Origin of the sequence: Prosthecobacter sp. SYSU 5D2, assembly GCF_039655865.1 — a bacterium.
Classification (GTDB): domain Bacteria; phylum Verrucomicrobiota; class Verrucomicrobiia; order Verrucomicrobiales; family Verrucomicrobiaceae; genus Prosthecobacter.
On sequence record NZ_JBBYXL010000002.1, the window covers coordinates 375,505 to 399,816 of the forward strand.

The following is a 24,312-nucleotide window of genomic DNA, read 5'->3' on the forward strand; positions in this document are numbered from 1 at the left end:
TCCCTTCCACATGCCCACCCCGCTTTCCCCAGATCCTGATGCCCTTGACAAGATGAAGACCCTGCCCGGACGGGCCTGGGTATCCATCGCGCTGGTGCTGGGGGCGACGATGCTGAATGCCTTCAACGACAACCTGTTGAAGATGATGCTCGTCGGCCTGGCCCCCAAGGTGGCCACCGGTGCGCTGGGGGAAAATATCGGCGTCTGGCTGGGCGGGATGATCCTGCTGCCTTTCATCCTTCTGGCGCCATTGTCCGGTTACTTTGCCGACCGTTATTCCAAGCGGGCCGTCATCCTGGCCATGCTGGTGGCGCAGTCGGTGATCCTGCTGCTCGCAGGGCTGTGTTTCCACCTGGCCTTGGGGGAGCTGAGCATCCTCCTGGCCCTGGGTGCCTTCTTCATGCTGGCGGTGCAGTCCACCTTTTACAGCCCGGCCAAAATGGGCATCCTGAAGGAAGTGGTGGGTTCACGGCGGCTCGGCTTCACGGTAGGCTGGCTGCAAATGGTCACTATGATCGGCATCCTGGCCGGCCTGGGCGTCGGCGGCGCGTGGTTTGACTCGCTCTTTAACGAACACGGTGATCCCTGGCTCGCTGCTGCGGAACCTATCTGGTGGCTCTTTGGCGTGGCCATGGTCGCTCTGGTCGCAGGCTTTTACATTCAGCGCACCCCGGCCCATCCAGGGGTGAAGTATCAGCGCTCCCTCTGGTGGGAGCATTTTAGCCATCTCAAGGAGAGCCTGGCTTTCCCTCCCATGCGCCGCGCGTTCCTGGGCAATTCCACCTACTGGTTCGTCGCCAGCATGGCCGCCGCTATGTTTGTGGACATCGGCCTGGCCCTGTATCCGGACCAGGCCGTCGGTGGGGCGGCCACGGCCTCCTCCAAAATGACCCTCATGATCGGCATTGGCACCGTGGCGGGCAGCCTGTTCATCTCTTGGGTGAACCGCCGTTCTTTGCAGCTCGGCATGATTCCCATCGGTGCCCTGGGTCTCGCCGGAGCCTTGTTTTATGCCGGTCTCACGCCAGTGGGCACGGTCCGCTTTGACTGGGCGCTGGCACTCGTGGGCTTCATGGGCGGCTGCTACATGGTGCCCATCCAGACCTTCATCCAGGACACAGCGGATGAACAAAAACGCGGGCGTGTGCTCGCCTCCATGAACCTGTTGGACAGCCTGGCCGGCGTGCTGGGTGTGGCGGTGCTTATGGGGCTGAAGGCCGTGGGTTTCGGCTTTCAAGCACAGTTCTTCTTGCTCGGCGTGCTCATGCTGGTGGCCACAGTTTACATCATCCAGCTCCTGCCTCATTACCTCCTCCGCTTCATCGCCCTGGCCATTGTGCGCAGCATTTACAAAGTCCGTTCCGTGCATCATGAGCGCGTGCCCAAAGGTGGTGGCACCATGCTGCTGCCCAATCACGTCAGCTATGTGGATGCCTTCATCATGGGGGCCTCCTGCACCCGTCAGGTGCGTTTTGTCATGTGGGATGCGCTTTATAACATCCCTGCGATGACGTGGTTTGTGAAGCTCTGCGGCACCGTGCCCATCTCGCCTACGCGTGCCAAAGATGCCGTCCGCACCGTTGGGGCGGCTTTGAAGGAAGGCCGCATCGTCTGCCTTTTTCCGGAAGGTCAGATCACCCGGCACGGCATCGTCAATGACCTACGCAAAGGCTACGAACTCATGGCCCGCCAGGGCGATGCCCAGGTCGTTCCCGTTTATATGGACGGCCTTTACGGTAGCATCTTCTCTTTTGAAGGCGGGCTGTTTTTCAAAAAGTGGCCCAAGAAGCTGCGCTATCCCATTAGTGTTTATTTCGGCCATCCCATCACGGCCAAGGAAGCCACCCCGGAGAACGTGCGTGCGCAAATGCTGGCCCTCAGCGCCGAGGCCATTCTCAGCCGGCGCGAGTTTGAGGTCACGGACAACCGTGACAAGCAGCAAATCATCGGCAATGCCCTCCGCCTCATGGAAGTCGAATGGGCGCGCCAGGGAGAGACGATTCTTTGCCTGGCCCCCGTCGGCAGCCTCATCCATCAGACTCTCCTGGCCTTTGCCGATATGAAAGGCCGCGTGCGTGTGGTTACTGAGGTCGCTTCGGTCATTGGCTGTGCTGAGAAAAGCGTCGTCGCCGTGGGCGATGCCACACTGCCGGAAAAACTCGCCCAGGTGACAGATTGGGACCACATCGGCAGAATCGCCCTGCTTTGGGCGGATGCCACCGTGCCCGTCTCGGAAGACATCAGCCTTTATCGCGGCCTGCTCCATTCACCCACCGGTGCGCTCATCGCCACCTGCGTGCCAGACCCGCAGATGCCGGATGACGAGCGCGGTTTGCAACTCGGCATCATCCCTGGCACCTATGGCCGCCTGCTGCCGGGCTATGCCGTGCAGACCGGGCCGGACGGACTGGAGATCTCCATGCTCACTCCGCAGAATCCCGGCCCCGTGGTGCTGCCAGGCATCATCATGGACCACCGGGGGTTCCTGCTGCCCGCAGTTGCGCCACAGGACTGACTCTGCGGCTCGGAGTCTGGATTTATCGGCTGCTGGCTAAGCCATGCGGCCGATAAAATTGGTGTGCTTGTCACTTTGCGTGGGGATTTCACCCGAAGTGCCCAAGGGCTGCGTCTGACCTCCATCCTGAGGGGAGGGATTCAACAGGGAATCCAGGAGAAGCTGGCTGTCTTCGAGGAACGTCTCTGCCGCCGTTTTCAGAAAATCCACTTCCTCGGCACGGGTATGCAGGATGACCAATGTGCACTCTCCACGAAAGCTCACCAGCACATGACAGCTGTCATAACCAAACCAAAACGTCTGCACATCGCGGTCGCCACCGCTGGCAAAGTGGTCGCGACCGTCATGCAGCGTGTGCAGCAGACGCTCCGCACGGAATTCTTCAAAAGGCAGGATGTTCAGCAGGATCTGTCGGCGCCAGCCAAGCAGCAGACCGTTGACAGAGCCACCATTTTTCAGGCGCTCCATTGCCGCACGGAGGGAAGGGGTGATGTTTGCAGCCATGATGTTTATGCTTCCTGGGTGGTGACTTCGGTGAGCAGTTCGTAAAGGAGTACTTTTTTGCCGATAAGCGCCCCGGCACCCGGATCTTTCGGGCCCGTGCCCTCTTCATGATAGGCATAGCCCACCGTCAGGTCCTCCTCCTGCAGCGTGCCCGTCCAGGCTTCGCCCAGGTTCAGCGCATCGCCGATCTTGGAGCCAAAGTGACGCAGCCCCTGGAAATCAGCAGCAAAGGCATCCACGACTTCCTGGTCGCCAGAGCTTTCGACAAGCCCGTCTTTGAGGGTGAAAAGAGTCAGCGAGGGGGGTTGGTCATCACTCATATACAAGTTCCTCTCAAAATTCGGCTCTTAACGCAAGTCTGGACGCCTCTCACCCCCCCATTTTTTCCAAGATCCAAAGGCACTGACAGGCTGACTTGAGCTGAATGGGCTTGCCAGCCACCTGCTGGCGCATGGTATTATTCATCCTCATGAAACGTGTGTTCATCGGAGTCTTCATCCTTATGGCTGGTGCGCTAATTGGGCAGGATGGCAAGGCCTCGTCGCCTGATAAGGAACGGCTGGATCAATTGTATGATGCCGTCCAGGTGGGAGATGTCGAAGTGGCGACCCAACTCCTGCGTTCAGGGGTGGACCCCAATGGCGGGACTGACACCTACCCTGACATTCCCTTTCATAAGGCCATCTCACAGGGAAACAAGGAGATGGTGACGGCCTTCATCGAAGCAGGAGCCCGGCTCAACGGCCCCTTTGAATCCAATCAAACGCCACTTTCCTCAGTGGGCGGGCTCTTGCCATTTGTGGGAGATGCTGAAAATTTGCTGGAGTTTCTGATCTCGAAAGGGGCCGATCCTCGCCAGGATCCGCATGCCCTGGCAGCCGCTGCCAAAAGAGATCTTGATCAAGTTCGCTTTTTGTTAGACAGGGGTGCGCCCCTCACTGCTGAAGCACTGGGTGCTGCCGTCCAGGCTTATAAAATGGATGTGTTCGAATTTCTGCTACAAAAGGGGGCCGATTCGAAGGCCGTGCTCCAAGATGGCGACACATTATTTTATTGTGCCTGCGCCTCGAGTTACCATTCTTTTTCCCATGATACTGAATCTCCGAAGGTCGTGACGGCCATGCTGGACCGGTTGCTGGCACTAGGGGTGAACCCTGAATCCGCCAATAAGAAAGGCCGCACGCCGGTGCATGGAGCCGTCGAGTCAGTGAATAAAGAAGCTCTCAAATGGCTGATCCAGCATGGCGCGAATCTGGATGCTACAGACCACCAGGGACAAACGGCTCTAATGCTAGCAGCGCACCATTTTTTAGAATTGCCGGAGGTCGTCAGCATACTCGCTTCAGGCGGCGCTTCCCTGGACCTCCTGGATCGTCAAAATCGCAGCGCTCTCGATCACGCCTATGAGACAAGCAGGTGGCTGGTCGTGGAGAAGCTGGTTTCCCTGGGCGCATCCTATGGGGATGCGGAAGCCTTTATCCGTCGTCTGGTCAAAACGACGGAAACAGAGACCATTCAAACCTCCAGCCTTCGCCGCATGGTGACGAAGGTCCTGCCAGCCATCCAAGATGCCAAATCCTTTGAGGTGGACGGCAGATCATTGATGGTTTGGGCAGTATTGGTCAATGACCTGGAATTGCTGAAAGCCTTTCTCGCCGCCGGGTGCCCTGTTGATGCCTCCGATTCCGATGGCCGTACACCCTTGCTATGGGCGGGCATGGTTGGGGCCAAAGATATTTATGCGCATCTCTTGTTGCTGGGGGCCGATCCAGCCTCAACAGACATAGAGGGGCGCACCACCGAGCAGTGGCTGGCCATCTCCTCAAAGAGGTTTTCAAAGCCGCTCATCGAATGAGTGTAGATGGCTGCTATTCCTTAACTGCAGGCATCTTGACAAAAGCCGTGACAATCTTGGCGCTTCCCGGATAACGGCCCTCTTGGGATGCGTGCCAGGCGATGCACAACCAGCCCTCAGTCGCCGCTATGGAGAGGCTGCTGTTCCAGTGGCTGATGCCCGGTAAGGCCTGGTGTTCCAGCTTCTGAGTCACGGGATCGTAGCTGCTGAGCAGGGTCTGCCAGCGCTCGTCTTGCGCTGATTGGGACTGCCCGCTCTCTTGGACCCATGCAACCCACCAGCGGCCTGCTGCCCAGAGCGGGGAGGATGCGGCGGGGAAGTCATAGATCGTCGCCACCTTTCCTAGTGGCAATGTTTTATCCTCAGCAGAGCCATTTAGACTGGCCATGCTGAGATGCAGGTGATGAGCAGAGAAGTGTTGCTCTTCCTCATCGTCAGACCAAATAAAGGCCACCTGTTCACCGTTGAAGCTCGCTTTATCCGCATAGGGTGATGAAGCTGTAATTTCGATGGGCAACGGGCGCTCCACTCGCTGGGGCAAGTCATAGGGATGCTCAATCAAAACCGCACGATGCAGCCGGTTCTCTTCACGTTTTGGAGTTTCACCTGGCTTTAACAGCTCCTGTTCTTCAATATCTGAGGTGGATCGGAACTCGACTTTAGAGAACTGATTTTTCCGTTCAGGATAGTTCACCCGATGGCGAGGGATAAATACACTGCCATCCGGCTCATAAATGACCGCACTTTTAACTTCGACTGGATCTCCCTTCTCCACGGCGAGTCTCGTCGTAAAAGAGATCAAAAACCGGCCATCCTCGACCATCACTTGGGGATAAGTATCCCCTGCAGGATCCACGTGCGCCAGCAATGGCCCAGGCAGGACTATCCCCCAAATGAGAACCATGATCTTACGCCACATCCTGGGATCCTATTTCAAGCCCCCAATCACACGCAAGCTTTCTTCCCGCTCTGATGAGACCGTTTCTCCCTTGAGCCGGGGCCAGTCTCCGCTATATCATGAGCATGGTCGCTGTCGCCACCCCCACCCTGGTCACTGAAATTCTCCGCCTCAAAAAAGAGCGGAATGCTGTCATTCTTGCTCACAACTACCAGTCCAAAGAAATCCAGGAGATTGCCGATTTTGTGGGCGACTCCCTCGGCCTGGCCTATCACGCGAAGGAGACTGATGCGGATGTCATCGCCTTTTGCGGGGTTCATTTCATGGCGGAGACCGCCAAAATCGTCAATCCCACCAAGACGGTCATTCTTCCCGATGCCAATGCCGGCTGCTCCCTGGAGCAGAGCTGCCCCGGCCCGCAGCTTGAGGCCTTCCTGAAGGCTAACGCGGAAAAGAACTATTACGTCATCGCTTACATCAATTGCAGCGCCCACGTCAAAGCCCTCAGCGATTGCATCTGCACCAGCGGCAACGCGGTGAAAATCGTCAATGCTGCCCCGGCTGACCGGCCCATCCTTTTTGTCCCAGACCAGAACCTGGGGAGCTGGGTCATGGAGCAGACGGGCCGCAAGATGGACCTTTGGAAAGGGGCCTGCTATGTGCATGTGGAGTTCACCCGCGACAGCATCCAGGGCATCAAGGACGAGTATCCGGACGCCGAGGTCGTCGCCCACCCGGAGTGTACGTATGCCGTGCGTATGCTGGCGGATGTGGTGTGTTCCACGGAAAAAATGGTTCACTACTGCCAGGGCAGCCCGGCCAGCACCTTCATCATCGTCACCGAAAGCGGCATGATGCACCGCCTGGAGCGGGAAGTGCCTGGCAAGCGTTTCATCCCCGGCCCCACCGGCCACTGCGCCTGTGCCGACTGCCGCTACATGAAGCTGAACACCCTACAAAAGCTCCACGATTCCCTCCGCGACCTCACCCCCCAGGTGACCATGCCCGAGGAAATCCGCGTCCGCGCCGAGAAACCGCTGCTGCGCATGCTGGAACTGAGCCGGTAAGGATCGCCTAAACCGGCTTTCTTCACGCGCATTCCAGAGGGTAACTGCGATTATAAATGCTGCTTAGAGCGTCCAGTCGCGTATCTTTTCCCGATGAATCCTAATCCCCGCAGGAGTCTGTGCGTCATTCTCAACTGTGAATCCGGCACCCTGGCCACCCTGGGACCGGATGTCGTGGAGCAGGGATTGAAGGAAATTTTTGAGGAGCTGGGCTGCGAGGTGGAGATCTGCCAGGTGCCAGGAAAAGAAGTGGAGGCGGCCCTGGAAAAAGCCCGCGATGGCGATGCCGATGCCGTCATAGTTGGAGGCGGGGATGGTACTGTCGCCACGGCGGCCACCGTTTTTGCCGGTCATGCCAAGCCCCTCGGTATTCTGCCCCTGGGCACCTTCAATCTTGCCGCCAGGGATGTCGGCATGCCACTGGACTGGCAGGAGGCCGCTCGTGCCCTGGTCACCGCCCCAGTGGGTGAGATGGACCTTCTCGATGTCGCTGGAAATCTCTACATGTGCGTTGTGGTTCTCGGCTTTTATCCTGCCCTTGTCATGGGCCGCCCGGAGTATCACGGAAGCTGGATCGTCAAATCCGCGCGCACCCTGTGGGATGCCCTGCGCAGTGCGGCCACCTTTCCGCCGTTGCACCTTTGCCTTCAGGAAGGGGACAAGGTCATCCGCCATCGCACCCGCATCGCCCTGCTGGCCAACAATGACTACGAGGATCTGTTTGGCATCATCCCACGGCGGCGCACGCTGGATGCCGGTTACTTCACCGTTTATGTTTCCAAGCACCAGACGCAGTTTGGCCTCATGCGCTCCTTTGTCGCCTGGGTCATGGGCCGGTGGAAAGAAGATCGCGAAATCGTCTCCATGCGTGCCACGGACCTGGAAATCCGTGTCACCCGCAAGCGCCGCATCCCGGTCATGATGGACGGCGAGCTGGAAAAACTCACCGTTCCCCTGCGGGTGAAATTGGTGCCCAAAGCCCTCCGCGTCATCGCCCCCCGCATCGCGGAGGAAGCCGCCCTGGCAGAGGAAACCACCGCGGCCGCCTGACCATGCGCCTGGTCCACATTTCTGACCTCCACTTTGGGGCCGTCTCGCCGGACATGCCCGCTTTTTTGCGGGATGCGGTGATGGCAGCGGAGCCGGAGGTCGTCGTCGTCAGCGGAGACCTCACCCAAAACGGCCGCGCCCGCGAGTTTGAAGAAGCCCGCACTTTCCTGGATTCCATTCCCATCCCGCAGCTCGTCGTCCCAGGAAACCATGACGTCCCCCGCTGGTGGGTCATTTGGGAGCGCTTCCGCCGTCCTTGGCGGCATTACCGGTGCATCGTGCAGGAGGACCTGGAACCCGTCTGGACAAGCCCCGGCCTCTTTGTCATGGGCACCAATTCCGCCCGTATCGCTGGCTGGCATCTGGACTGGTCACGCGGCCGCCTGTCTCATCATCAAATGGCCCGCATGGTCAAAACCGGCCAGGAAGCTGATGACAACGCCCTCAAGGTCCTCGTCGTCCATCATCCCCCCGCCGCCCCGCCGCAGGGCACCCGCCGCCACCTCATCGGCCGTCAGCGGGAGTTTTCCCAGTCGGTCAATCTCGCGGGCGTGGACCTCATTCTGGCCGGGCATTTCCACATCAGTTATGCGCAGACCCTCCGCCTCAGCGGCGGCAGTGCTGCCCGTAGCTGCGTCCTCTCCGCCGTCTCCACCGCCATCTCCCATCGTCTCAAAGGCGAGCCCAACGGCTTCCACATCATCGAAGGGGACGCCCACGAGCTCACCGTCCAGGCCAGCCGCTGGGACGGCACCGGCTACACCCCCGGTAAAAAATGGCGCTTCCACCGCGCTGCGGACAAACGTGACTGGCAGGAGGCCTGACTTCCACATTAAAGTGGTCCGCACTGTCCCTAGTGCGGGAACGACAGGTCAGCGGGGTTGAGGAGCTCATCTCCGCCCGCTTCACACCACCCAATCCCGCGCCACCGGCCTCACCGTCCGCACCGCTTCTGCATACTTGGCTCCGCAGGCCAGGCCGCGATACCGCGCCAGCACCGTCTTGGTCTCCACCGCCGCCTCCTTTTGCACATCCAGCGGACGGTTGCGGACATAGGCCATCAGCCCGCCCAGCCACTCGGTGGCGGCTGGCCACACGCTGCTCACATCCACATAGGTGTCCGGCGTGAAGTCAATCGTATGCCCCGGCCCGTTGTCATACCAGAAGACCTGGGACGGGCTGCGCGCATTGTCATCCCCCAGCAGCCGCGCCGGTTGAAACAGCGCCGCATGGCTGATGGCGGAGGCCGCCTCATGATCCGGGTGCCGGTCCTTCGGCCATAGCATGAAGGCCGTGTCCGGCTTCACCTCCGCCACCACCTGGGCCACCTCCCGCTTGGCCTCCAACGTCGGTTCGAAGCCCATGGAGCTGTAGTTTAGAAATCGCATTTCGATGCCGCGCTCCTTGGCCATCTCGATGGTCTTTTGCTTCAGCCCCTCCTCACGCCCCCGCACTGGCGGCCAGTTGCTGTAGTCGCCGATCAGGCTCAGGATCACCACCCGCTGGTGCTGCTGCACGGCCTTCAAAAGAATGCCCGGCAGTCCGAAAGGGCAGTCATCATAATGGGCACCGATGGCGAGGATGGTCTTGGGCATAAGAGAAGGGAAGGGGATACGCTCCTTCCGGCGCTTACCTTCCGCGTCTCAGGCCTTCCACTAGTTTTTCTCCTGCCGCATGCAGCGTCTCCTCCTTTTTGGCAAAGTGGAAACGGATGTACCGGTGCTCCGGCTCCCGGTAAAAGCTGGACCCCGGCACGCCCGTCACACCCACCTCGGACGTCAGCCACGCTGCCGCTTCCGTGTCTGTGGCAAAGCCTAGCGAGTGGATGTTTAACATCGTGTAATAGGCTCCTTGCGGTTCCGTGAAGGGCAGCCCTGTCTGGCGCAGATACGGCAGAAAAACATCCCGCTTGGCCTTGTAGTCACTCTGCAGACCCGCATAGTAGCTGGCAGGAAATTCCAGCGCCGTCACCGCCGCCTCCTGCAAAGGCGCAGCCGCTCCCACTGTGAGAAAGTCATGCACCTTTTTGCAACGTGAGATGAGATTCTCCGGTGCGATGACATGGCCCAGCCGCCAGCCGGTGATGGAGTAAGTCTTCGAAAGCGACCCGCAGCTCAGCGTCCGCTCCCACATGCCTGGCAGCGTGGCAAAATACGTGTGCTCATTCGGCGCATAGACGATGTGTTCATACACCTCGTCCATCAGCACAAACGCATCGAATTCATCCGCCAGCTCCGCGATGAAAAGCAGCTCCCCCCGCGTGAAAACCTTGCCGCATGGATTCGATGGGTTGCAGATGACAATCGCCTTGGCCCCATCCGCAAACGCCTTGCGCAGCTCATCACGATCAAACTCATAGTTAGGTGCATGCAGCGTGATGTGCACCGGGATTGCCCCGGACAGGATCGCATCCGCCGCATAGTTTTCGTAAAACGGCGAAAACACGATCACCTTGTCCCCCGGATCACAGGCCGTCATCATGGCCACCATCATCGCCTCCGTGCTGCCGCAGGTCACCACCACATGCCGGTCCGCATCCAGATCCAGCCCGGTGTATTGGGAGTGCTTCCGTGCCAGCGCCTGGCGGAACCGCGGCGCGCCCCAAGTCACCGCATACTGATGATGCGGCCCCCGGATGGCCACCGCCAGCGCCTCAATCAGCTCCTCCGGCGGATCAAAATCCGGAAACCCCTGCGCCAGGTTGATGGACCCGTGCCGGTTGGACTGGCGCGTCATCTCCCGGATGACGGATTCCGTAAAAATTTCAAGGCGGCGTGCTGGCTGTGGCATGGGTTGGGGATGGAAACCGATGAGTGGGCGGAAACCTCTGCCAATTCAAGCAGGATCGGGAATGAAACGGCAGATGAATTCGCTTGCCGGTTTTCTCATTTGCTCCGTTATGAGTCACCCCCTCCATGACCCGTCCCCCCACCTCCGCCCTCTTGAGCGCGGTCATGGCCTTTGGACTTTGGGGCATCATTCCTATTTATTGGAAATGGATCGGTCACCTCGGCGCGGACGTGGCGGTGGCGCAGCGGGTGGTGTGGACGATGGCGCTCACCTTGCCCCTGCTCTTGCTGCGGGGCGAGCTTGGGCAATGGCTCCGAGAGCTGCGACGCGCTGACGTGCTTCGCACGCACTCTCTGGCCGCCGTCCTGCTCGGGGTGAACTGGGGCACCTTTGTCTGGGCTGCCCTACACGGGCACCTGGTGGAATGCAGCCTCGGTTACTTTCTCAATCCGCTGCTCAATGTCGTCATCGGCTACCTGCTGCTGGGAGAAAGGCTGTCGCGGGGGCAGCGGGTGAGCGTGGCCCTGGCGTCATGCGGGGTACTCCTGCAAATGCTCGCCGTGGGCAGGCCGCCGTGGATCGCATTGGTCCTCGCCTTCTCCTTCGGTTTTTACGGCTTGGTACGGCGTCAGTCCGTCCAGGGACCGCTGACCGGACTGGCCACGGAATCCCTCGTCGCGCTGCCGCTGGCGGGCGGTTTTCTGATCTGGCAGAGCCTGCATGGCCGCGCTGTGTTTGGCGATGGCGGCGGCCTGGACCTGGCTCTCGTCCTTGGGCTGGGCGTTGTGACGACGGTGCCGCTCCTGGGCTTTGCTCACGCGGCACGGAAGCTGCCATTCAGTTTGTTAGGCCTGTTGCAGTTCCTGGCACCCACAGGGCAGTTCCTCCTGGGCGTTTTGGCTTTTGGGGAGGCTCTCAGTCCGCTGTCCCTGGTGGCCTTTGCCTTCATCTGGACCGCCATCGCCATCTTCTGCATGGACCTGAGGCGAAAGCGTTGATACTACCATCGGAATCTTCCTTCCGAAAAAAGTCCCCGCCCGCAACGTTATCTGTGCCCCTCATGAAACGATTTTCCCTGCTCGCCTGCCTCACTATGACCTCGCTCTTCAGCCTAAACGCCGTTGAGATTGTCGCCCATCGCGGTTTCTCCGCACGCGCTCCTGAGAATACCGTCGCCGCCTTCAACCTCGCCTGGCAGCAGGGCGCGGATGCCTGTGAGCTCGATCTTCTTTTGACTGGCGATGGCGAGATCGCCGTGCTGCATGATGCAGACACCAAGCGCACCACCAAGGTCGCCAAAATCGTCCGGGACAGCACTCTTGCCGACCTGCAGACCCTGGATGCCGGCTCCTTTAAGAACGCCATCTTCAAAGGCGAAAAAATCCCCAGCCTGGAGGAAAGCCTGGCCACGTTGCCGCTGGGTACGCGCCGTTTTTTCCTGGAGGTGAAAAGCGGCCCGGAAGTCGTCCCCGTTCTCGCCAAAAAACTGGCCAAATGGCGACTGCGCGGCCACCAGCTCTGCATCATCGCCTTCAACCGTCAGGTCGCCCAGGAATCCAAAAAAGCCCTTCCCTGGATCAAGGTGTACCGCCTCTCCTCTGAGAAGGAGAACAAGAAGCCCGTGGACCTCACCCAGCTCATTGCCGATACAAAGGCCGACGGCCTCGACGGCCTGGACCTGGGCCTCAAGTGGAAGTGGAGTGAGGCCATGGTGAAGCAGATCAAAGACGCTGGCCTGGAAGTCCATGTCTGGACCGTCAACCGCCCTGGTGACGTGCGCCGCCTCGCCGGCTTCGGCGTGGACAGCATCACCACCGATGATCCCATCATGGCCAGAGCCGCTTTGGAGAAGAAATGATTGCTTTTGACCCACCGCTCCGTTTTTGAATGCCTCTCCCAACCCTCATGAAAAACACTGCCCTTGCCCTCCTTGGCCTCCTCCTGCTCACCGCCTGTGAAAAGCCGGAGCGCGTCATCCCCTCCCATGTCGCCACCAATCCGGTGCCCCGTGATGAAAAATGGATGACCCGTCACAACACCTTCAATGAAATCTCCAAAAAAGGCGAAGCCACTCTCGTCTTCCTGGGCGACTCCATCACCCAGGGCTGGGAAAAAAATGGCAAAGCCGCCTGGGAGAAGTTTTATGGCAGCCGCAAAGCCGCCAATTTTGGCATCGGCGGTGACCGCACCGAGCACGTCTTGTGGCGCCTGGATAATGGCAACTTCGACGGTCTCAAGCCCAAGCTCATCGTCCTGATGATCGGCACCAACAACACTGGCCACGCTGGCCGCCCGATGAAGGAGCTCAACGATGCCAATTACGAGTGCAGCGCCGACCAGACCTTTGACGGGGTGGAGCTCATCCTCCGTCGTCTCAAGACCAAGGCCCCCCAGGCCAAGGTCCTCGTCCTCGGCATCTTCCCGCGTGGAGAAAACAATGAAGACGCCATGCGCAAACAGAACCAGGAGACCAATGCCAAAATCGCCACCCTTGCCGATGGCAAGCGCATCCATTACCTCGACATCAGCCAGACCTTCCTCCAGCCCGATGGCACCCTGACCCGCGAGGTGATGCCTGATCTACTGCACCTTTCTGAAAACGGTTATGGCATGTGGGCCGAGGCCATCGAGCCGAAGATCAAGGAACTGCTGGGAGAATAAAGCAGCGGACACTTCCAGATCCTTGTTCACCATCTCAAGGCCGCCTCTCACCGGGCGGCCTTTTGTGTTTTCAGATGGGACGCAGAGGAATGTTGCGCTGCAAAACGCCTTTTGGTATAACTAAAAGTAATTCTGTTATTCAAATGGGCGCCATCTTGGAGGCCAGATTTTACAGGATCAACCTGACCATCATGCGCCATGCTGACACCAACTGACATAGCTGACTGCGGGGAACGCCATGTGGAGAACTGGCTTACCGAAAAAGGATACCGCTGCTACCGCCACAAGCAGCGTCATGGCACCAAAGACCTGGAGGCCCGCAGCGAGGACAGCAACATGCTAGTTCACATCAATGCCACTTTAGAACCGAAAGCGGTCCCTGTCCTTACCCAGGCGGAGCATGACAGCATCTGCTCGCGCGCCATGATGCTGGGGTTTGACCCCTGGCTGGCCCAGCTCCAGGTGGACCGTCATGGTGACCTCTATGGCGACATCGCCTGGACTCCGCTCAAATAGGCTGGTTCCCTGGAACGTGAGTTCCGTCGGCTCCCTGCAATTCCGCCAGGGCCTGCTGGAGCTGCTCGAACTTGACGGGCTTCACCAGATGGCGGGCAAAGCCGGCCTCACGGGTGCGCTGATGGTCCTCCTCCATGCCGTAGCCGGACAGGGCGATGCCGCTGAGTATAATGCCCCGGCTGCGGAGCTGCTGCATCAGGTCCATGCCTGAGCCGTCTGGAAGTCCCACATCGGAGACGAGAATGTCCAGTGTGTTTGCGGCCATTTCAGCCGCCAGCACGCCTTCCGCCACACTGCCCACCGCCGTCACCACATGTCCTGCCCGGTTCAGCAGCCGTGCCAGCACCTGCCGGGTAGGCTCGTGGTCTTCCACCAGCAGGATGTTAAACAGGTGGCTGGCAGGGGGCTCGGCCTCGGGTTTCTGCGGGCGGATGGTGGCAGTCTCCTGGAGTGTGCTGCTGCAGGGCAGGGTCACGGTGAATAAGGCCCCTTTTCCGGGGCCGTCACTGGCGGCGGAGATGCTGCCGCCATGCAGTTCCACAATGGCGCGGGCAATGGCCAGGCCAAGTCCGAGACCGCCAAACTGGACCTCCATTTTTTCCTGTTCAAAGGGCATGAAAAGCTGCTCGGCGATGCCTGGTTCAAAACCGATGCCGCTGTCCTGGATCCGCACCACCAGTTGCGATGTTTCCTCCAGGTAATGGGAACTGAGTGTGATGGTTCCACCGGCAGGGGTGAATTTCACCGCATTTTTTAGCAGGTTCCAAAACACCTGCTGGATGCGGGAGGAATCTCCCGGCAGCAGGCTGTGCGGGGATTGCAGGACCAGCCGCACTACCAGGTTTTTGATTTGGGCGTCCTCCTTGATGATTTCCCAGGCATGGAGGATGAGCGAATGAACGTCACACGTTTCGGCGCGCAGCAGCAGTTTTCCGCGGGAGATCCGGGTCAGATCCAGCAGGTCATCAATGAGACGGGCCTCCAGGCTGACGTGCCGCTCAATCATCCCCAGCGCATGGCGCACATCTTCAGGCAGCCGCTCGTCCCTGCTCATCACGGAGGAGCTGAGCAGCACCGGGGTCAGCGGGGTGCGCAGTTCATGGGACAGGGCCGCCAGAAAGTCGTCCTTCGCCTGGCTGGCTTTTTCTGCCTGCTCCTTGGCCTCTAAAAGAGCCTGTTCCGCCTTTTGGCGCGCCGTGATGTCCCGGATGAACCCCACAAACATCGGCGGACTGGCATCCACCACGGCATTGATGCTAAGCTCCACAGGAAATTCGGTGCCGTCGCGGCGCAGGGCGGGCATTTCCAGACGCTGGCCCAAAATGGGGGCGGTCCCGGCATCGAGATATTTTTTCAAGCCCGATTCATGCGCTTCACGCAGCCTTTCAGGAATGATGTAGTCCGCCAGCATGCGCCCCAGCATCTCCTCGCGGCTCCAGCCGAAGATCTTTTCCGCCGCCAGGTTCCAGTCCACCACGCGGCCGCTGTCATCCATGAGCAAGACGCCGTCCAGGGAAGTTTTGAGGATGGATTCGCTGCGTTGTTCTTCCTCCCTCAGCGCAAATTTGGCGCGGCGCGCCTTTGCCTCCTGGTCATCCACCGCCCGGCTTACTGCGACAATCAGGGTGTAAAACAGCAGCAGTCCGCCAAAGAGCATCAGCGCCCGGCCTTCACCTGTCGCGATCATGCCGTTGGCCCGGCCATGGCCCACCAGCCAGGCCAGGATGACCAGGGAGGCGGTGGATCCAGGGAGCATCCAGCGCAGCAGCATGCCGCCCGCACTCTGTGAAAGCACCCGTCGCACTGGCTGCCGCTCATTCCGGATGGCCATCACACCCAGTGCCAGCAGCACCAGGACCAGGGCAGCATGCATCAGGATGTTGGTGGATTTCAGCAGTCCCGTAAAAGCGCCTGTTCCCGCCATGTAGCCGACCAGTCCAAATGCCGCAGGCACGGCAGCGGTCACCGCCAGGATTGGGGCGGTGAATATACGTCTGGCACGGCCTGCATTCACCGTCCAGTCCAGCCCCCAGAGGGACAGGCCCAGAAAGAATAGCGACAGGCTGGCATTCAGGCTCATCCTTCCGGGAGCTGTCACATGAGCATTCGCGTGATCCTCTGGGAAGGTGGCGGCCGTTAAAAGGTTGTCTATTTGCAAGTCCGCACCTGAAAAGTACTGAAGGCTGGTCAGACCCCCGATCAGAGCGACCAGCGCCCCCAGCAGACCGGCTGCCTGACGGTAACCCTTCGAGGCAGCAAATTTTTTGGCCAGTTGCCACATCAGCAGTGACAGGGCGGCGCAGAGCAGGGCCACGCAGTTGTTGACCCGCATCACCATCATGCCTGGCAGACCGGCAATGTAATGAAGCGATGGAATCATCCACACGGCCAGATTGCTGCCTGCGATCAGCACCGTTCCCAACACAGCGGCTTTGACAATGCCGTCACAAATACGCTCTGCCTGCGGTAGCTGAGAATCAGCCACACTCAGGGGGGAGCGCGAGGTCAGAGGGACAGCCACAGGAAGGAGGATAAATTCAACGCAGCTTCTATCACTTTCCTCCAATGTCTAAACCGGTTTTAAAAGAATCCATTTAACGTAAAGACTTTTGAGGTGGAATAATAACGTTTCACCCCCTTTTAAAGTTGCCTGAGCGGGCATTTTGCCAGGTTTTCTAACCATTCGACTTTAGTGGTTAGACGCAGAGTCAGTCCAGGTGCAGAATGCGCACAATCTCCGCCTTGGCGGCGGGATGGCGAAAGGCTCCGTGACGGGCTGGCACAATCAGTTCGGAAGTCGCACCCTCGAGCCGGCTGCTGGTATAGGGTACGATGCCGTCGGTGCTTTTTTCCAGCGGGCCCTTCCAGCCCCGGTTGCCAATGATGCTGTGCGTCCGCACATGACCGGGGATTGGCAGATCCGCCAGGATGCGCAGCGTCGGCTGCTTGGGTGACAGGGAGCTGACGCTGTCCATGCGGCCGGTGCCCAGGGCCTCATAGGCAGGGGTGAAGGCGCCGGGATTATCCGCATAGATGCGCTTGAAAAAGTCCTGAAACTGAACCGGTGGCCGGGTGAGCAGGCTGCCCACTTTCCCCACCGGATTATCCGCCATGCGGCTGCCACGGTGCGGCGTGGAGATGAAGATGACGCGGTGGATGGTGCGGTCCGGCTGCCATTCGAAGGCCTCGTTCAGCACCTTCCGGTCTTCAGCGGACAGCTTGAGCTGCTCAGGCGGGACCGTGAAGGCGGCTTCCCAAAAAGCATCTCCGGGGGTGACGATGAGGCTCTTGCCGATGAGGCCGCCCATGCTGTGGACGAGCAGCGTCGTCTTCTGCATGGCGGGGTCGTTTCCGTCCGGGTCTAACAATAAGCGTAACTCTTTGAGCTGGCTTCTGAGGATGCGGGATGAGTACAGCGCCGGTGCGGAGGTGTTGTAAAGGTAATGCCAGATCTGGTAGCGGCTGCGGATGCGCGGATCCGCCCACAGATCGTTGCTGATGTCCGCCCAGGCCAGCGGTGTGGACAGCAGGCCATGGATCATGATGAGCGGCTCCTTCTGCGGATCGTAAGCTTCCATCAGGTAGAGCTGCGGTTTGCGTTTCGGTGTCGGCGTCAGCATGTCCAGGATGCCGGACTGGCGCAGCGCGCCTGCACGGGACAGCGCCGCTGCCCAGGAACTGGAAAAGTCCGCTGCCAGCAGTTGCTTCCGGCCCTTGTACATGACGGTTTCATATTTGAGCGATGGCAGCAGACGGATGCGTACGCGCTGCACACCTCTCTGCGCAGGCCCTGCCTCCGCCACTGCCGTCAGCGGGCGGCTGATCGCCTCCGGCGGGAAAAAGCGCTCAATGCGCTCGCGCTCCTTGTTCTCCCGCAGGGCAATGAGCGGGGCGCCGATGCCCGGACGCTGATGGTGGCGGATGCGGGTGGTTTTAAAGCCGGATGCTGCCTGGATTTCATCAAAGTAGGACAGCGGATCATCGCCAGGATGAGCCCCCTCCATCACCACTTCAAAATGGATGGCGTCTTTGTCCTTGACCTTTACCGGACTGCGGGCGGGCAGCTTTTCCTTTTTCCACCGCTCCACCACCTCTCCCAGCGCCTTGCTTCCTTCAGGTGAATCCGGCGCTTCGGTGACGACGGTGGACAGCAGTTGATGCAAAGAGGCCGGCGGTTCCGCGTTGATCTGCCGGATCTGCGATTGCAGCGGGCGGATGAGCCGGGCCGGTGCCAGGGCACAGGAATTCAGGAGGACCGCTGCGGCCAGGGTCCAGGAAAACATTGCCGGGAGGCTCATGCAGGTTCCATAACGATGCGCACCTGAAGCTCAATCAAATCATTCACCAGATGCCCTGCCAGACGGGCAAAAAAACGGCCTGAGCCATACAGGACACCCCACCGTGTACGGTCAATGCTGAACGCCGCCTGGGCCACGCAGCGCTGCTTTTCATCCATGCCCGCAGACAGGGTGAAGGAGATTGGCGCAGTTACTCCGCGCAGCGTCAGGTCTGCCTCCACCTGGAGATTTTGCGATCCTGGCGGAGCCTCCGGGATGACCGTGGCGTCCGTGAGCTTGAGCCGCGCCTCCGGATACAGGGCCGTGTCAAAAAAATCATCACTCCGCAGATGAGCGATGAGCACATCATGATACGGGTTCCCGGCCAGGTCATCACAAGTTATGTCCGCCACGGAAAGCACAAATTCGCCGCCCTGGATCTGGCCGTCCTTCACATCCAGGTAACCGGAGGTGATGGGGATGCTGCCCCAGTGTTTGTTCATCAGATTCCGCCCCAGCCATTCCATCCGGCTCTCCTCCACATCCACCGTCAGCCGGCCGGTGGGCAGCGGGGCTGGCTGCGGCGTTTCACCGCTTCCCACCGTGGGGAGGCCCGCTTCGCACCAGGCGGCCAGGCAGCCGTCCAGGCGGTACACTGGGTCATACCCGGCCCGGAGCAGCTTTTCCGCCGCCATCGTGGCCTCATGGCTGGAGGCTGCACTGCCATAGACACAGACGGGCGTTTTTTTGTCCGGCACCAGGGCGGCAAGGCGGTCATGAAAGGCCACCTCCAGCACACAGTTGTTCACCGAGCCCGCAATGGCACAGCGTTCATGGTCGTCTGGCAGGCGGACATCCATGATGACCGCTGACGGCTGCTGCAGACGCAGGGTGTCCAGTTCGGCTGGGGAGATGAGGGTGGCAGGCATGGGTGAAGTAAGGTCGGAAACAGGCATGCATGTGGAAGCCTGCCTGTGAATATACAGAAGGCAGATGAAGGGACAATAAACGGTTACTGCCTGTGCTTATTCGCATAAAGAATGCGTGATGCGGTTGTGAAGGCGGCAAAGAATGGCAACGTTTTCATTATCCTAGAAATGAGCCATCCAGGTCCGTTGTCATTAGTGCGAATGAAACGCATGGCCCGCCAGTATGTCTGGGGGGCGGTCCTGTTAGCGGTGGTGATCTGTCTTTTGGTCCAGGCGGGCTGGCTTCTGGATGTCCCCCTTCTGAAAACCTGGTTACCGGGCGGGCCGACCATGAAATGCCTGACGGCGGCAGGCATGCAGGCCACTGTGCTGGCCATCCTGGCCTCCTCCATGAGCCGCTGGACGGATCTGCGCCGCTGGCGTCCCCACCTTGGCTGTGTTGCGCTGGTCCTGGCCCTGGCGCCCCTGGGCATGGGTGCCTGGATTCTGGCGGTTCATCTCCAGGTCTGGCCTGCACCTTCCATCCCCGGGATGTGGTCCATCATGCCGGCGCCTGCCACCGGGCTCAGCCTGCTGCTGTACGGATGCAGCCTTTTTCTGGCCAGGCAGCCGCGCGGTGCCGCCTGGTTTGGCATCTGCACCGGTCTGGCTCTCGCCGTGGCGTGGCTTTCCCTGCTCAGCCTGGTTTATGGCAGCGACCCTGGTCGGCCTAACTTGTTGTTTGGTCAGGTGTCCCTGCCCGCCGCCGTGACCATGCTCCTGGTCTGTGCAGGTCTCGTCTTCTTGCGGCCGTATCAGGGGGTGGTGAGGATCGTCTCATCCCCCGCTCCGGCAGGCAGGCTGGTCCGCCGCCTGCTGCCTCTAGCCGTGTTCCTGACCTTGCTTTTTGGCCTGGTCCGCCTTTGGGCCCAGCAGCGCTGGGGGTTCACCACAGAGTTTGGTGCCGCCTTCTACAGTACAGTCACCACCGTCATCCTGGTGGGAGTCATTCTGCATCATGCCCATACGGTGGCGCGCCTGGACCGCCTGCGCGAGCATACAGAAAGAAAAATCGCCCGCCGCCATGCCGAGAGCGAGCGCCGCTTCCGCGGCATCTTCAACAGCACCTTCCAGTTCATCGGCCTCACCACGCCTGAGGGAGTGCTGCTGGAAACCAACCAGTCCTCCCTGGATGCTACAGGCGTGCAGGCTGCGGACATCATCGGCCTGCCCTTTTGGGAGTGCCCGTGGTGGGAACATTCTCCTGCAACCCAGGAAAAAATGCGTCAGGGCATCCAGGAGGCCGCTGCCGGCAGACCGGTGCGTTTTCAGACCGAGTATCGCGCGGCCGATGGCAGCCTCCGCCCGGTGGATTTCTCCCTCAATCCGGTACTGGATGAAAACGGCAGGACCGCCTTCCTGGTGCCGGAGGCCCGGGACATCACTGAACATCGCGCAGCCACCCGGGACCTGGAAAGCATCTCCCAGCGCCTCAGGCTCGCCACGCTGGCAGCGGACATCGGCATTTGGGACTGGAACATTCAGACCAATGAACTCGTTTGGGATGAGCTCATGCATCAGATCTACCAGGTGCCTAGTACGGATTCAGGGCTGGATTACCAGGTCTGGGAGAGCCGCCTGCATCCGGATGACCGTCCGGGGGTGCGGGCCGCGCTCAAGGACGCCCTGGATGGAGTGCGGGATTTTAACATCATCTTCCGCATCGTCTGGCCGGACCAGTCCGTCCATTACCTCCAGACCAAGGCCATCGTCCAGCGGGATGAAAACGGCCTTCCGCTGCGTATGCTCGGCACCAATGCGGACATCACTCAGAAAGTCATGTCCGAGGCCGGCCTTCTCGAGAGCGAAGAACGGTTCCGCCATGCTTTTGAATATTCTGCCATCGGCCTGGCCCTGGTGGATCCGGACGGTGCCTGGCTGGGCATGAACAAGGCGCTTTGCGGCATTGTTGGTTATACCGAGCGGGAGCTTCTGGGGAAGTCCTTCCGTGACATCTCCCACCCTGATGATCTTCATGAGGAGCAGGACAACATCAACCGGCTCATCCGTGGGGATGTCACCCACTATCAGATGGAAAAACGCTACCTTCGCAAGGATGGCAGCATTGTCTGGGTCATGCTCACCTCCTCCCTGGTGAAGGAGACTGATGGCAGCCCCGCCTACTTCATCTCTCAGGTGGAGGACATCACCCAGCGGCACGAGGCCGAGCGCGTGCTCAACTATCAGCAAAAGCAGCTCCGCATGCTCATCGAGCACACCCCTGCTGCCGTGGCCATGTTTGACATGGACATGTGCTACGTCGCCGCCAGCCGCCGCTGGAGGGAGGACTACCATTTGCAGTCGCAGCCCCTCCTTGGCCGCAGCCACTATGAAGTCTTCCCGGAGATCAGTCCCGAATGGAAGGCCGTTCACCAGCGTGCCCTGGCCGGCTCCGTCGAAAGCCGGGATGAGGACCGGTTCCTCCGTGCAGACGGCCAGGAGGAATGGCTGCGCTGGGAGGTCCGGCCCTGGCGGGAGGTGGACGGGGAAGTTGGCGGCATCGTCATGTTCACCGAGATCATCACCGAGCGTAAAAACGCTGCGGAAAATGTTCGCGCATCGCTGGAGGAAAAAGAGGTCCTGCTTCGTGAGATTCATCACCGTGTGAAAAACAACATGCAGATCATCTCCAGCCTGCTGCAGCTCCAGACCAGCGCCCTCCATGATCCTGCGGATGTGGCCATCTTTCAGGACTGCCAGGCGCGCATCCATGCCATGGCCATGGTTCATGACCGGCTTTACCGCTCCGGCAGCCTTTCCACCATCAATTTTGGGGAGCACCTTCGGGAGCTGGCCAGCCTAATGGTTCGCGGTCAGTCCGGTGGCATGGCTCACATCCGTCTGGATGTCCGCTGTGACGATGTGGAACTGGACCTGGACAAGGCCATCCCCCTCGGCCTCATCGCCACAGAGCTCATTACCAATGCCTTCAAGCATGCCTTCAAGGGGCGTGAGTCCGGCTGCATCACCATCCGGCTGACTAGGGCCGAGGAAAAAAAGATGCTGCTCTGCATCAGTGACGACGGCATCGGTCTGCCATCCGCTGCGGAGCCCCACAGTGCCCGCACCCTAGGTCTGCGCCTGGTGAGGTCTTTGAGCCATCAGATGCGCGCGCAAAATAAATTCTCTGCCACTGCTGCCGGTTGTTGTGTCGAGATCGCTTTTGATGTTTAAAACCCACTGGAATTCAACAAGCCATGCCCATTCAAGGAGACCCTGCGGTCCATACATCCAGCACTCCCCTGAACGTCTTCATCGTCGAGGACGAAAGCCTCGTTGCCATGGACCTGGAAGACCGGCTCGCGAAAATGGGCTATCAGGTTTGTGGAATGGCGGATAACGGCGGCGAGGCCCTTGCTGGCATCCTGGCCGTCAAGGCGGACCTGGTACTGATGGACATCCATCTGCGAGATTCCATGGACGGGGTGGATGTGGCCGCCAGCCTGCGCAAGACCTCCAATGTCCCTGTCATCTTTGTCACCGCCCATGCGGATGAGATCACCCTGCGCCGGGCCGGCCAGGCGGAGCCTTTCGGGTATGTTCTCAAGCCCTTTGATGAACGCGAGCTCCGCGCCACCATTGAGATGGCCCTTTACCGTCACCGCGCGGAAACCCGCGTGCGCAAGCTGGAGCGCTGGCTTTCCACCACCCTCCGCAGCATTGGCGACGGTGTCATTGCCACCGACGACCAGGGCTGCATCACACTCATCAATCCCCTGGCGGAATCCCTCACCGGCTGGTCTGGCGCAGAGGCGCTCGGTATGCCCTTGGATCAGGTGCTGGCCATTTTCAGTGAGAACGGCAGCAACGAAACCCAGGACCTGTTTTACGAGGCGATGCAGGCCGGGGTCACCATCAACCGGGGTGAAGACAAAAGCCTCAAATCCAAGGATGGACGGACGATCCCCGTGGATGAGAGCATTTCCCCCATTCGTGATGATGAGGGCCGCATCACCGGCTGTGTCGTGGTTTTTCGTGACTGCACCCAAAGCAAGCGCCTGCTGGAGGAACGGAAGCGGCTTGAAACTAAAATGCAGGAGACCCAGCGCCTGGAGAGCCTGGGCGTTCTCGCCGCCGGCATCGCCCATGATTTTAACAATCTCCTCACGGTGGTGACCATGAACGCCTCGCTGGGCAAGACCTTTGTGCCCCGGGATTCACCGGTGCTCCGGAGCCTGACGGACATCCAGTCCTCCGCCGAGCGCGCCGCCCAGCTATGCAACCAGATGCTCTCCTATGCCGGCCAGGGCCCGGTTTCCAAAGAGCCGCTCTGCATCAATGAGCTGACCCGCGACACGGCCCAGCTCCTGACCACCGCTATCAGCAAGAAAACCTCCCTGTCTCTGGACCTGGGGGATAACATGCCTTGGGTCAACGGTGACCGCAGCCAGCTCCAGCAGGTCATCATGAATCTGGTCATCAATGCCTCAGAAGCCCTCCAGGACCTCCCTGGCAGGATCAAGCTGAAGACCCGCTTCGCCCATGTGGACCAGGCCCGGCTCTTTGCCTGCCGCACGGGCAATGCCTTGAAGGAGGGCGACTATCTCATGATTGAGGTCAAGGACACCGGTGAAGGCATGGCCCCTGAAGTCCTGGCCCGTATCTTTGACCCGTTTTACACCACCAAGTTCACCGGTCGCGGGCTCGGCCTGGCAGCTGTCCTGGGCATCGTGCGCAGCCATGGCGGGGATCTGTCTGTGGAGAGCATTGCAGGAGCCGGCACCACTTTCAGAATTTACCTGCCAGCCTCATCGAAGCAGGCGGACGCCGCACCTCCCATGGATTTAAATTCCACCTCGTGGCTAGGCACAGGCCATGCCCTCATTGTGGATGATGAAGCCACCATCCGCATGGCCGGGCAGGCCGTTCTCAGCCACCTTGGCTTTCACGTGGATGTGGCGGAAGACGGAATGCGCGGCCTGGAAAAAATCCTACGCCAGGCTGGCAATTACAAAGTCGTGCTGCTGGACCTGACCATGCCCAACCTGGACGGCCGCGAGGTCTATAAAATCGTCAGGGAGCGCATGCCCCATCTCCCCATCATCATCATGAGCGGCTATTCCTCCCACCAGGCCACGGACCTCATGAATGACGGCGGTCCCACTTCCTTTATCCAGAAGCCGTTCTCCGTGGAGACCATCAAGGAAAAGTTGATGACACTTTTGGGCTAAATACGCATCTAAAAGTGACGAACTGGGCGGGCTGGTAAGA

Annotated in this window: 19 protein-coding genes; 11 read left to right on the forward strand and 8 right to left on the reverse strand. The window is 59.9% G+C overall.

All coding sequences use genetic code 11. The annotated features are described in order from the left end of the window. Positions 1-10: 10 nt before the first annotated feature. Positions 11-2,515 (forward strand): MFS transporter, encoded by a 2,505-nt coding sequence (locus tag WJU23_RS04155; RefSeq protein WP_346331274.1) that lies wholly within the window; start codon positions 11-13, stop codon positions 2,513-2,515. 36 nt (positions 2,516-2,551) lie between these two features. Here WJU23_RS04155 and WJU23_RS04160 read toward each other — a convergent pair whose 3' ends face one another. Both WJU23_RS04160 and WJU23_RS04165 read right to left on the reverse strand, forming a co-directional pair. After that, positions 2,552-3,019 carry a hypothetical protein gene (locus WJU23_RS04160; protein ID WP_346331275.1) on the reverse strand — a complete coding sequence of 156 codons (468 nt, stop codon included), beginning with the start codon at positions 3,017-3,019 and terminating at the stop codon, positions 2,552-2,554. A gap of 5 nt (positions 3,020-3,024) precedes the next feature. Next, on the reverse strand, positions 3,025-3,339 hold the full coding sequence (locus WJU23_RS04165; RefSeq protein WP_346331276.1) for a hypothetical protein: 315 nt from the start codon (positions 3,337-3,339) through the stop codon (positions 3,025-3,027). Between the two features lie 149 nt (positions 3,340-3,488). Here WJU23_RS04165 and WJU23_RS04170 point away from each other — a divergent pair, with 149 nt between their 5' ends. Next, positions 3,489-4,874, forward strand: coding sequence for an ankyrin repeat domain-containing protein (locus WJU23_RS04170; protein WP_346331277.1), 1,386 nt, complete (start codon positions 3,489-3,491; stop codon positions 4,872-4,874). A gap of 13 nt (positions 4,875-4,887) precedes the next feature. On the opposite strand, the gene WJU23_RS04175 is transcribed toward WJU23_RS04170, so the two are convergent. Then, complete coding sequence (locus WJU23_RS04175) at positions 4,888-5,793, reverse strand: hypothetical protein (protein ID WP_346331278.1); 906 nt, start codon at positions 5,791-5,793, stop codon at positions 4,888-4,890. Positions 5,794-5,897: 104 nt separating this feature from the next. Between WJU23_RS04175 and nadA the strand changes: the two genes are divergently transcribed. The 3 genes from nadA to WJU23_RS04190 all read left to right on the forward strand — a co-directional run bounded on the left by nadA (position 5,898) and on the right by WJU23_RS04190 (position 8,713). Then, on the forward strand, positions 5,898-6,839 hold the full coding sequence (nadA, locus tag WJU23_RS04180; RefSeq protein ID WP_346331429.1) for a quinolinate synthase NadA: 942 nt from the start codon (positions 5,898-5,900) through the stop codon (positions 6,837-6,839). Between the two features lie 93 nt (positions 6,840-6,932). Next, a complete protein-coding gene (locus tag WJU23_RS04185) occupies positions 6,933-7,889 on the forward strand; it encodes a diacylglycerol kinase family protein (RefSeq protein WP_346331279.1) in 957 nt (318 codons plus the stop codon). Between the two features lie 2 nt (positions 7,890-7,891). Further along, the gene (locus tag WJU23_RS04190; RefSeq protein WP_346331280.1) at positions 7,892-8,713 is read left to right on the forward strand and encodes a metallophosphoesterase; all 822 of its coding nucleotides are present in this window, start codon (positions 7,892-7,894) and stop codon (positions 8,711-8,713) included. An 81-nt stretch (positions 8,714-8,794) separates the two neighbouring features. Here the strand turns inward: WJU23_RS04190 and WJU23_RS04195 are convergent, their stop codons facing one another. Next, complete coding sequence (locus WJU23_RS04195) at positions 8,795-9,484, reverse strand: PIG-L family deacetylase (protein WP_346331281.1); 690 nt, start codon at positions 9,482-9,484, stop codon at positions 8,795-8,797. Positions 9,485-9,518: 34 nt separating this feature from the next. Then, complete coding sequence (locus tag WJU23_RS04200) at positions 9,519-10,679, reverse strand: aminotransferase class I/II-fold pyridoxal phosphate-dependent enzyme (protein WP_346331282.1); 1,161 nt, start codon at positions 10,677-10,679, stop codon at positions 9,519-9,521. Between the two features lie 125 nt (positions 10,680-10,804). On the opposite strand from WJU23_RS04200, the gene rarD reads away from it, so the two are divergent. The 4 genes from rarD (at position 10,805) to WJU23_RS04220 (ending at position 13,856) form a co-directional block, all read left to right on the forward strand. Then, positions 10,805-11,677: an EamA family transporter RarD gene (gene rarD / locus WJU23_RS04205; protein ID WP_346331283.1), complete on the forward strand. Its 873-nt coding sequence runs from the start codon at positions 10,805-10,807 to the stop codon at positions 11,675-11,677. A gap of 62 nt (positions 11,678-11,739) precedes the next feature. Further along, complete coding sequence (locus WJU23_RS04210) at positions 11,740-12,537, forward strand: glycerophosphodiester phosphodiesterase family protein (RefSeq protein WP_346331284.1); 798 nt, start codon at positions 11,740-11,742, stop codon at positions 12,535-12,537. A 47-nt stretch (positions 12,538-12,584) separates the two neighbouring features. Further along, positions 12,585-13,340: a platelet-activating factor acetylhydrolase IB subunit gene (locus WJU23_RS04215; RefSeq protein WP_346331285.1), complete on the forward strand. Its 756-nt coding sequence runs from the start codon at positions 12,585-12,587 to the stop codon at positions 13,338-13,340. A gap of 198 nt (positions 13,341-13,538) precedes the next feature. Then, positions 13,539-13,856: a hypothetical protein gene (locus tag WJU23_RS04220; RefSeq protein WP_346331286.1), complete on the forward strand. Its 318-nt coding sequence runs from the start codon at positions 13,539-13,541 to the stop codon at positions 13,854-13,856. On the opposite strand, the gene WJU23_RS04225 is transcribed toward WJU23_RS04220, so the two are convergent. The 3 genes from WJU23_RS04225 to WJU23_RS04235 form a co-directional block, all read right to left on the reverse strand. Beyond that, positions 13,849-16,377 carry a PAS domain S-box protein gene (locus WJU23_RS04225; protein ID WP_346331287.1) on the reverse strand — a complete coding sequence of 843 codons (2,529 nt, stop codon included), beginning with the start codon at positions 16,375-16,377 and terminating at the stop codon, positions 13,849-13,851. The two genes, WJU23_RS04220 and WJU23_RS04225, sit on opposite strands and share 8 nt — an antisense overlap. Before the next feature lie 187 nt (positions 16,378-16,564). Then, positions 16,565-18,154, reverse strand: a complete 1,590-nt coding sequence (locus WJU23_RS04230; protein ID WP_346331288.1) for an alpha/beta hydrolase — start codon at positions 18,152-18,154, stop codon at positions 16,565-16,567. Next, on the reverse strand, positions 18,151-19,062 hold the full coding sequence (locus tag WJU23_RS04235) for a YceI family protein (protein ID WP_346331289.1): 912 nt from the start codon (positions 19,060-19,062) through the stop codon (positions 18,151-18,153). Before WJU23_RS04235 ends, WJU23_RS04230 begins: the two co-directional genes overlap by 4 nt. A gap of 201 nt (positions 19,063-19,263) precedes the next feature. Between WJU23_RS04235 and WJU23_RS04240 the strand changes: the two genes are divergently transcribed. Further along, a complete protein-coding gene (locus WJU23_RS04240) occupies positions 19,264-22,275 on the forward strand; it encodes a PAS domain S-box protein (RefSeq protein ID WP_346331290.1) in 3,012 nt (1,003 codons plus the stop codon). A gap of 23 nt (positions 22,276-22,298) precedes the next feature. After that, the gene (locus tag WJU23_RS04245) at positions 22,299-24,272 is read left to right on the forward strand and encodes a response regulator (RefSeq protein WP_346331291.1); all 1,974 of its coding nucleotides are present in this window, start codon (positions 22,299-22,301) and stop codon (positions 24,270-24,272) included. The last annotated feature ends 40 nt before the right edge of the window (positions 24,273-24,312 follow it).

Excerpts from the sequence above, each read along its gene's own strand:
- WJU23_RS04155 (WP_346331274.1), top strand. The coding sequence starts at position 11 with ATGCCCACCCCGCTTTCCCCAGATCCTGATGCCCTTGACAAGATGAAG.
- WJU23_RS04220 (WP_346331286.1), top strand. The coding sequence starts at position 13,539 with ATGCTGACACCAACTGACATAGCTGACTGCGGGGAACGCCATGTGGAG.
- WJU23_RS04190 (WP_346331280.1), top strand. The coding sequence starts at position 7,892 with ATGCGCCTGGTCCACATTTCTGACCTCCACTTTGGGGCCGTCTCGCCG.
- WJU23_RS04235 (WP_346331289.1), bottom strand. The coding sequence starts at position 19,062 with ATGCCTGCCACCCTCATCTCCCCAGCCGAACTGGACACCCTGCGTCTG.
- WJU23_RS04170 (WP_346331277.1), top strand. The coding sequence starts at position 3,489 with ATGAAACGTGTGTTCATCGGAGTCTTCATCCTTATGGCTGGTGCGCTA.
- WJU23_RS04210 (WP_346331284.1), top strand. The coding sequence starts at position 11,740 with ATGAAACGATTTTCCCTGCTCGCCTGCCTCACTATGACCTCGCTCTTC.
- nadA (WP_346331429.1), top strand. The coding sequence starts at position 5,898 with ATGGTCGCTGTCGCCACCCCCACCCTGGTCACTGAAATTCTCCGCCTC.
- WJU23_RS04215 (WP_346331285.1), top strand. The coding sequence starts at position 12,585 with ATGAAAAACACTGCCCTTGCCCTCCTTGGCCTCCTCCTGCTCACCGCC.
- WJU23_RS04195 (WP_346331281.1), bottom strand. The coding sequence starts at position 9,484 with ATGCCCAAGACCATCCTCGCCATCGGTGCCCATTATGATGACTGCCCT.
- WJU23_RS04240 (WP_346331290.1), top strand. The coding sequence starts at position 19,264 with ATGAAACGCATGGCCCGCCAGTATGTCTGGGGGGCGGTCCTGTTAGCG.
- WJU23_RS04175 (WP_346331278.1), bottom strand. The coding sequence starts at position 5,793 with ATGTGGCGTAAGATCATGGTTCTCATTTGGGGGATAGTCCTGCCTGGG.
- rarD (WP_346331283.1), top strand. The coding sequence starts at position 10,805 with ATGACCCGTCCCCCCACCTCCGCCCTCTTGAGCGCGGTCATGGCCTTT.
- WJU23_RS04165 (WP_346331276.1), bottom strand. The coding sequence starts at position 3,339 with ATGAGTGATGACCAACCCCCCTCGCTGACTCTTTTCACCCTCAAAGAC.
- WJU23_RS04185 (WP_346331279.1), top strand. The coding sequence starts at position 6,933 with ATGAATCCTAATCCCCGCAGGAGTCTGTGCGTCATTCTCAACTGTGAA.
- WJU23_RS04160 (WP_346331275.1), bottom strand. The coding sequence starts at position 3,019 with ATGGCTGCAAACATCACCCCTTCCCTCCGTGCGGCAATGGAGCGCCTG.
- WJU23_RS04230 (WP_346331288.1), bottom strand. The coding sequence starts at position 18,154 with ATGAGCCTCCCGGCAATGTTTTCCTGGACCCTGGCCGCAGCGGTCCTC.
- WJU23_RS04200 (WP_346331282.1), bottom strand. The coding sequence starts at position 10,679 with ATGCCACAGCCAGCACGCCGCCTTGAAATTTTTACGGAATCCGTCATC.
- WJU23_RS04245 (WP_346331291.1), top strand. The coding sequence starts at position 22,299 with ATGCCCATTCAAGGAGACCCTGCGGTCCATACATCCAGCACTCCCCTG.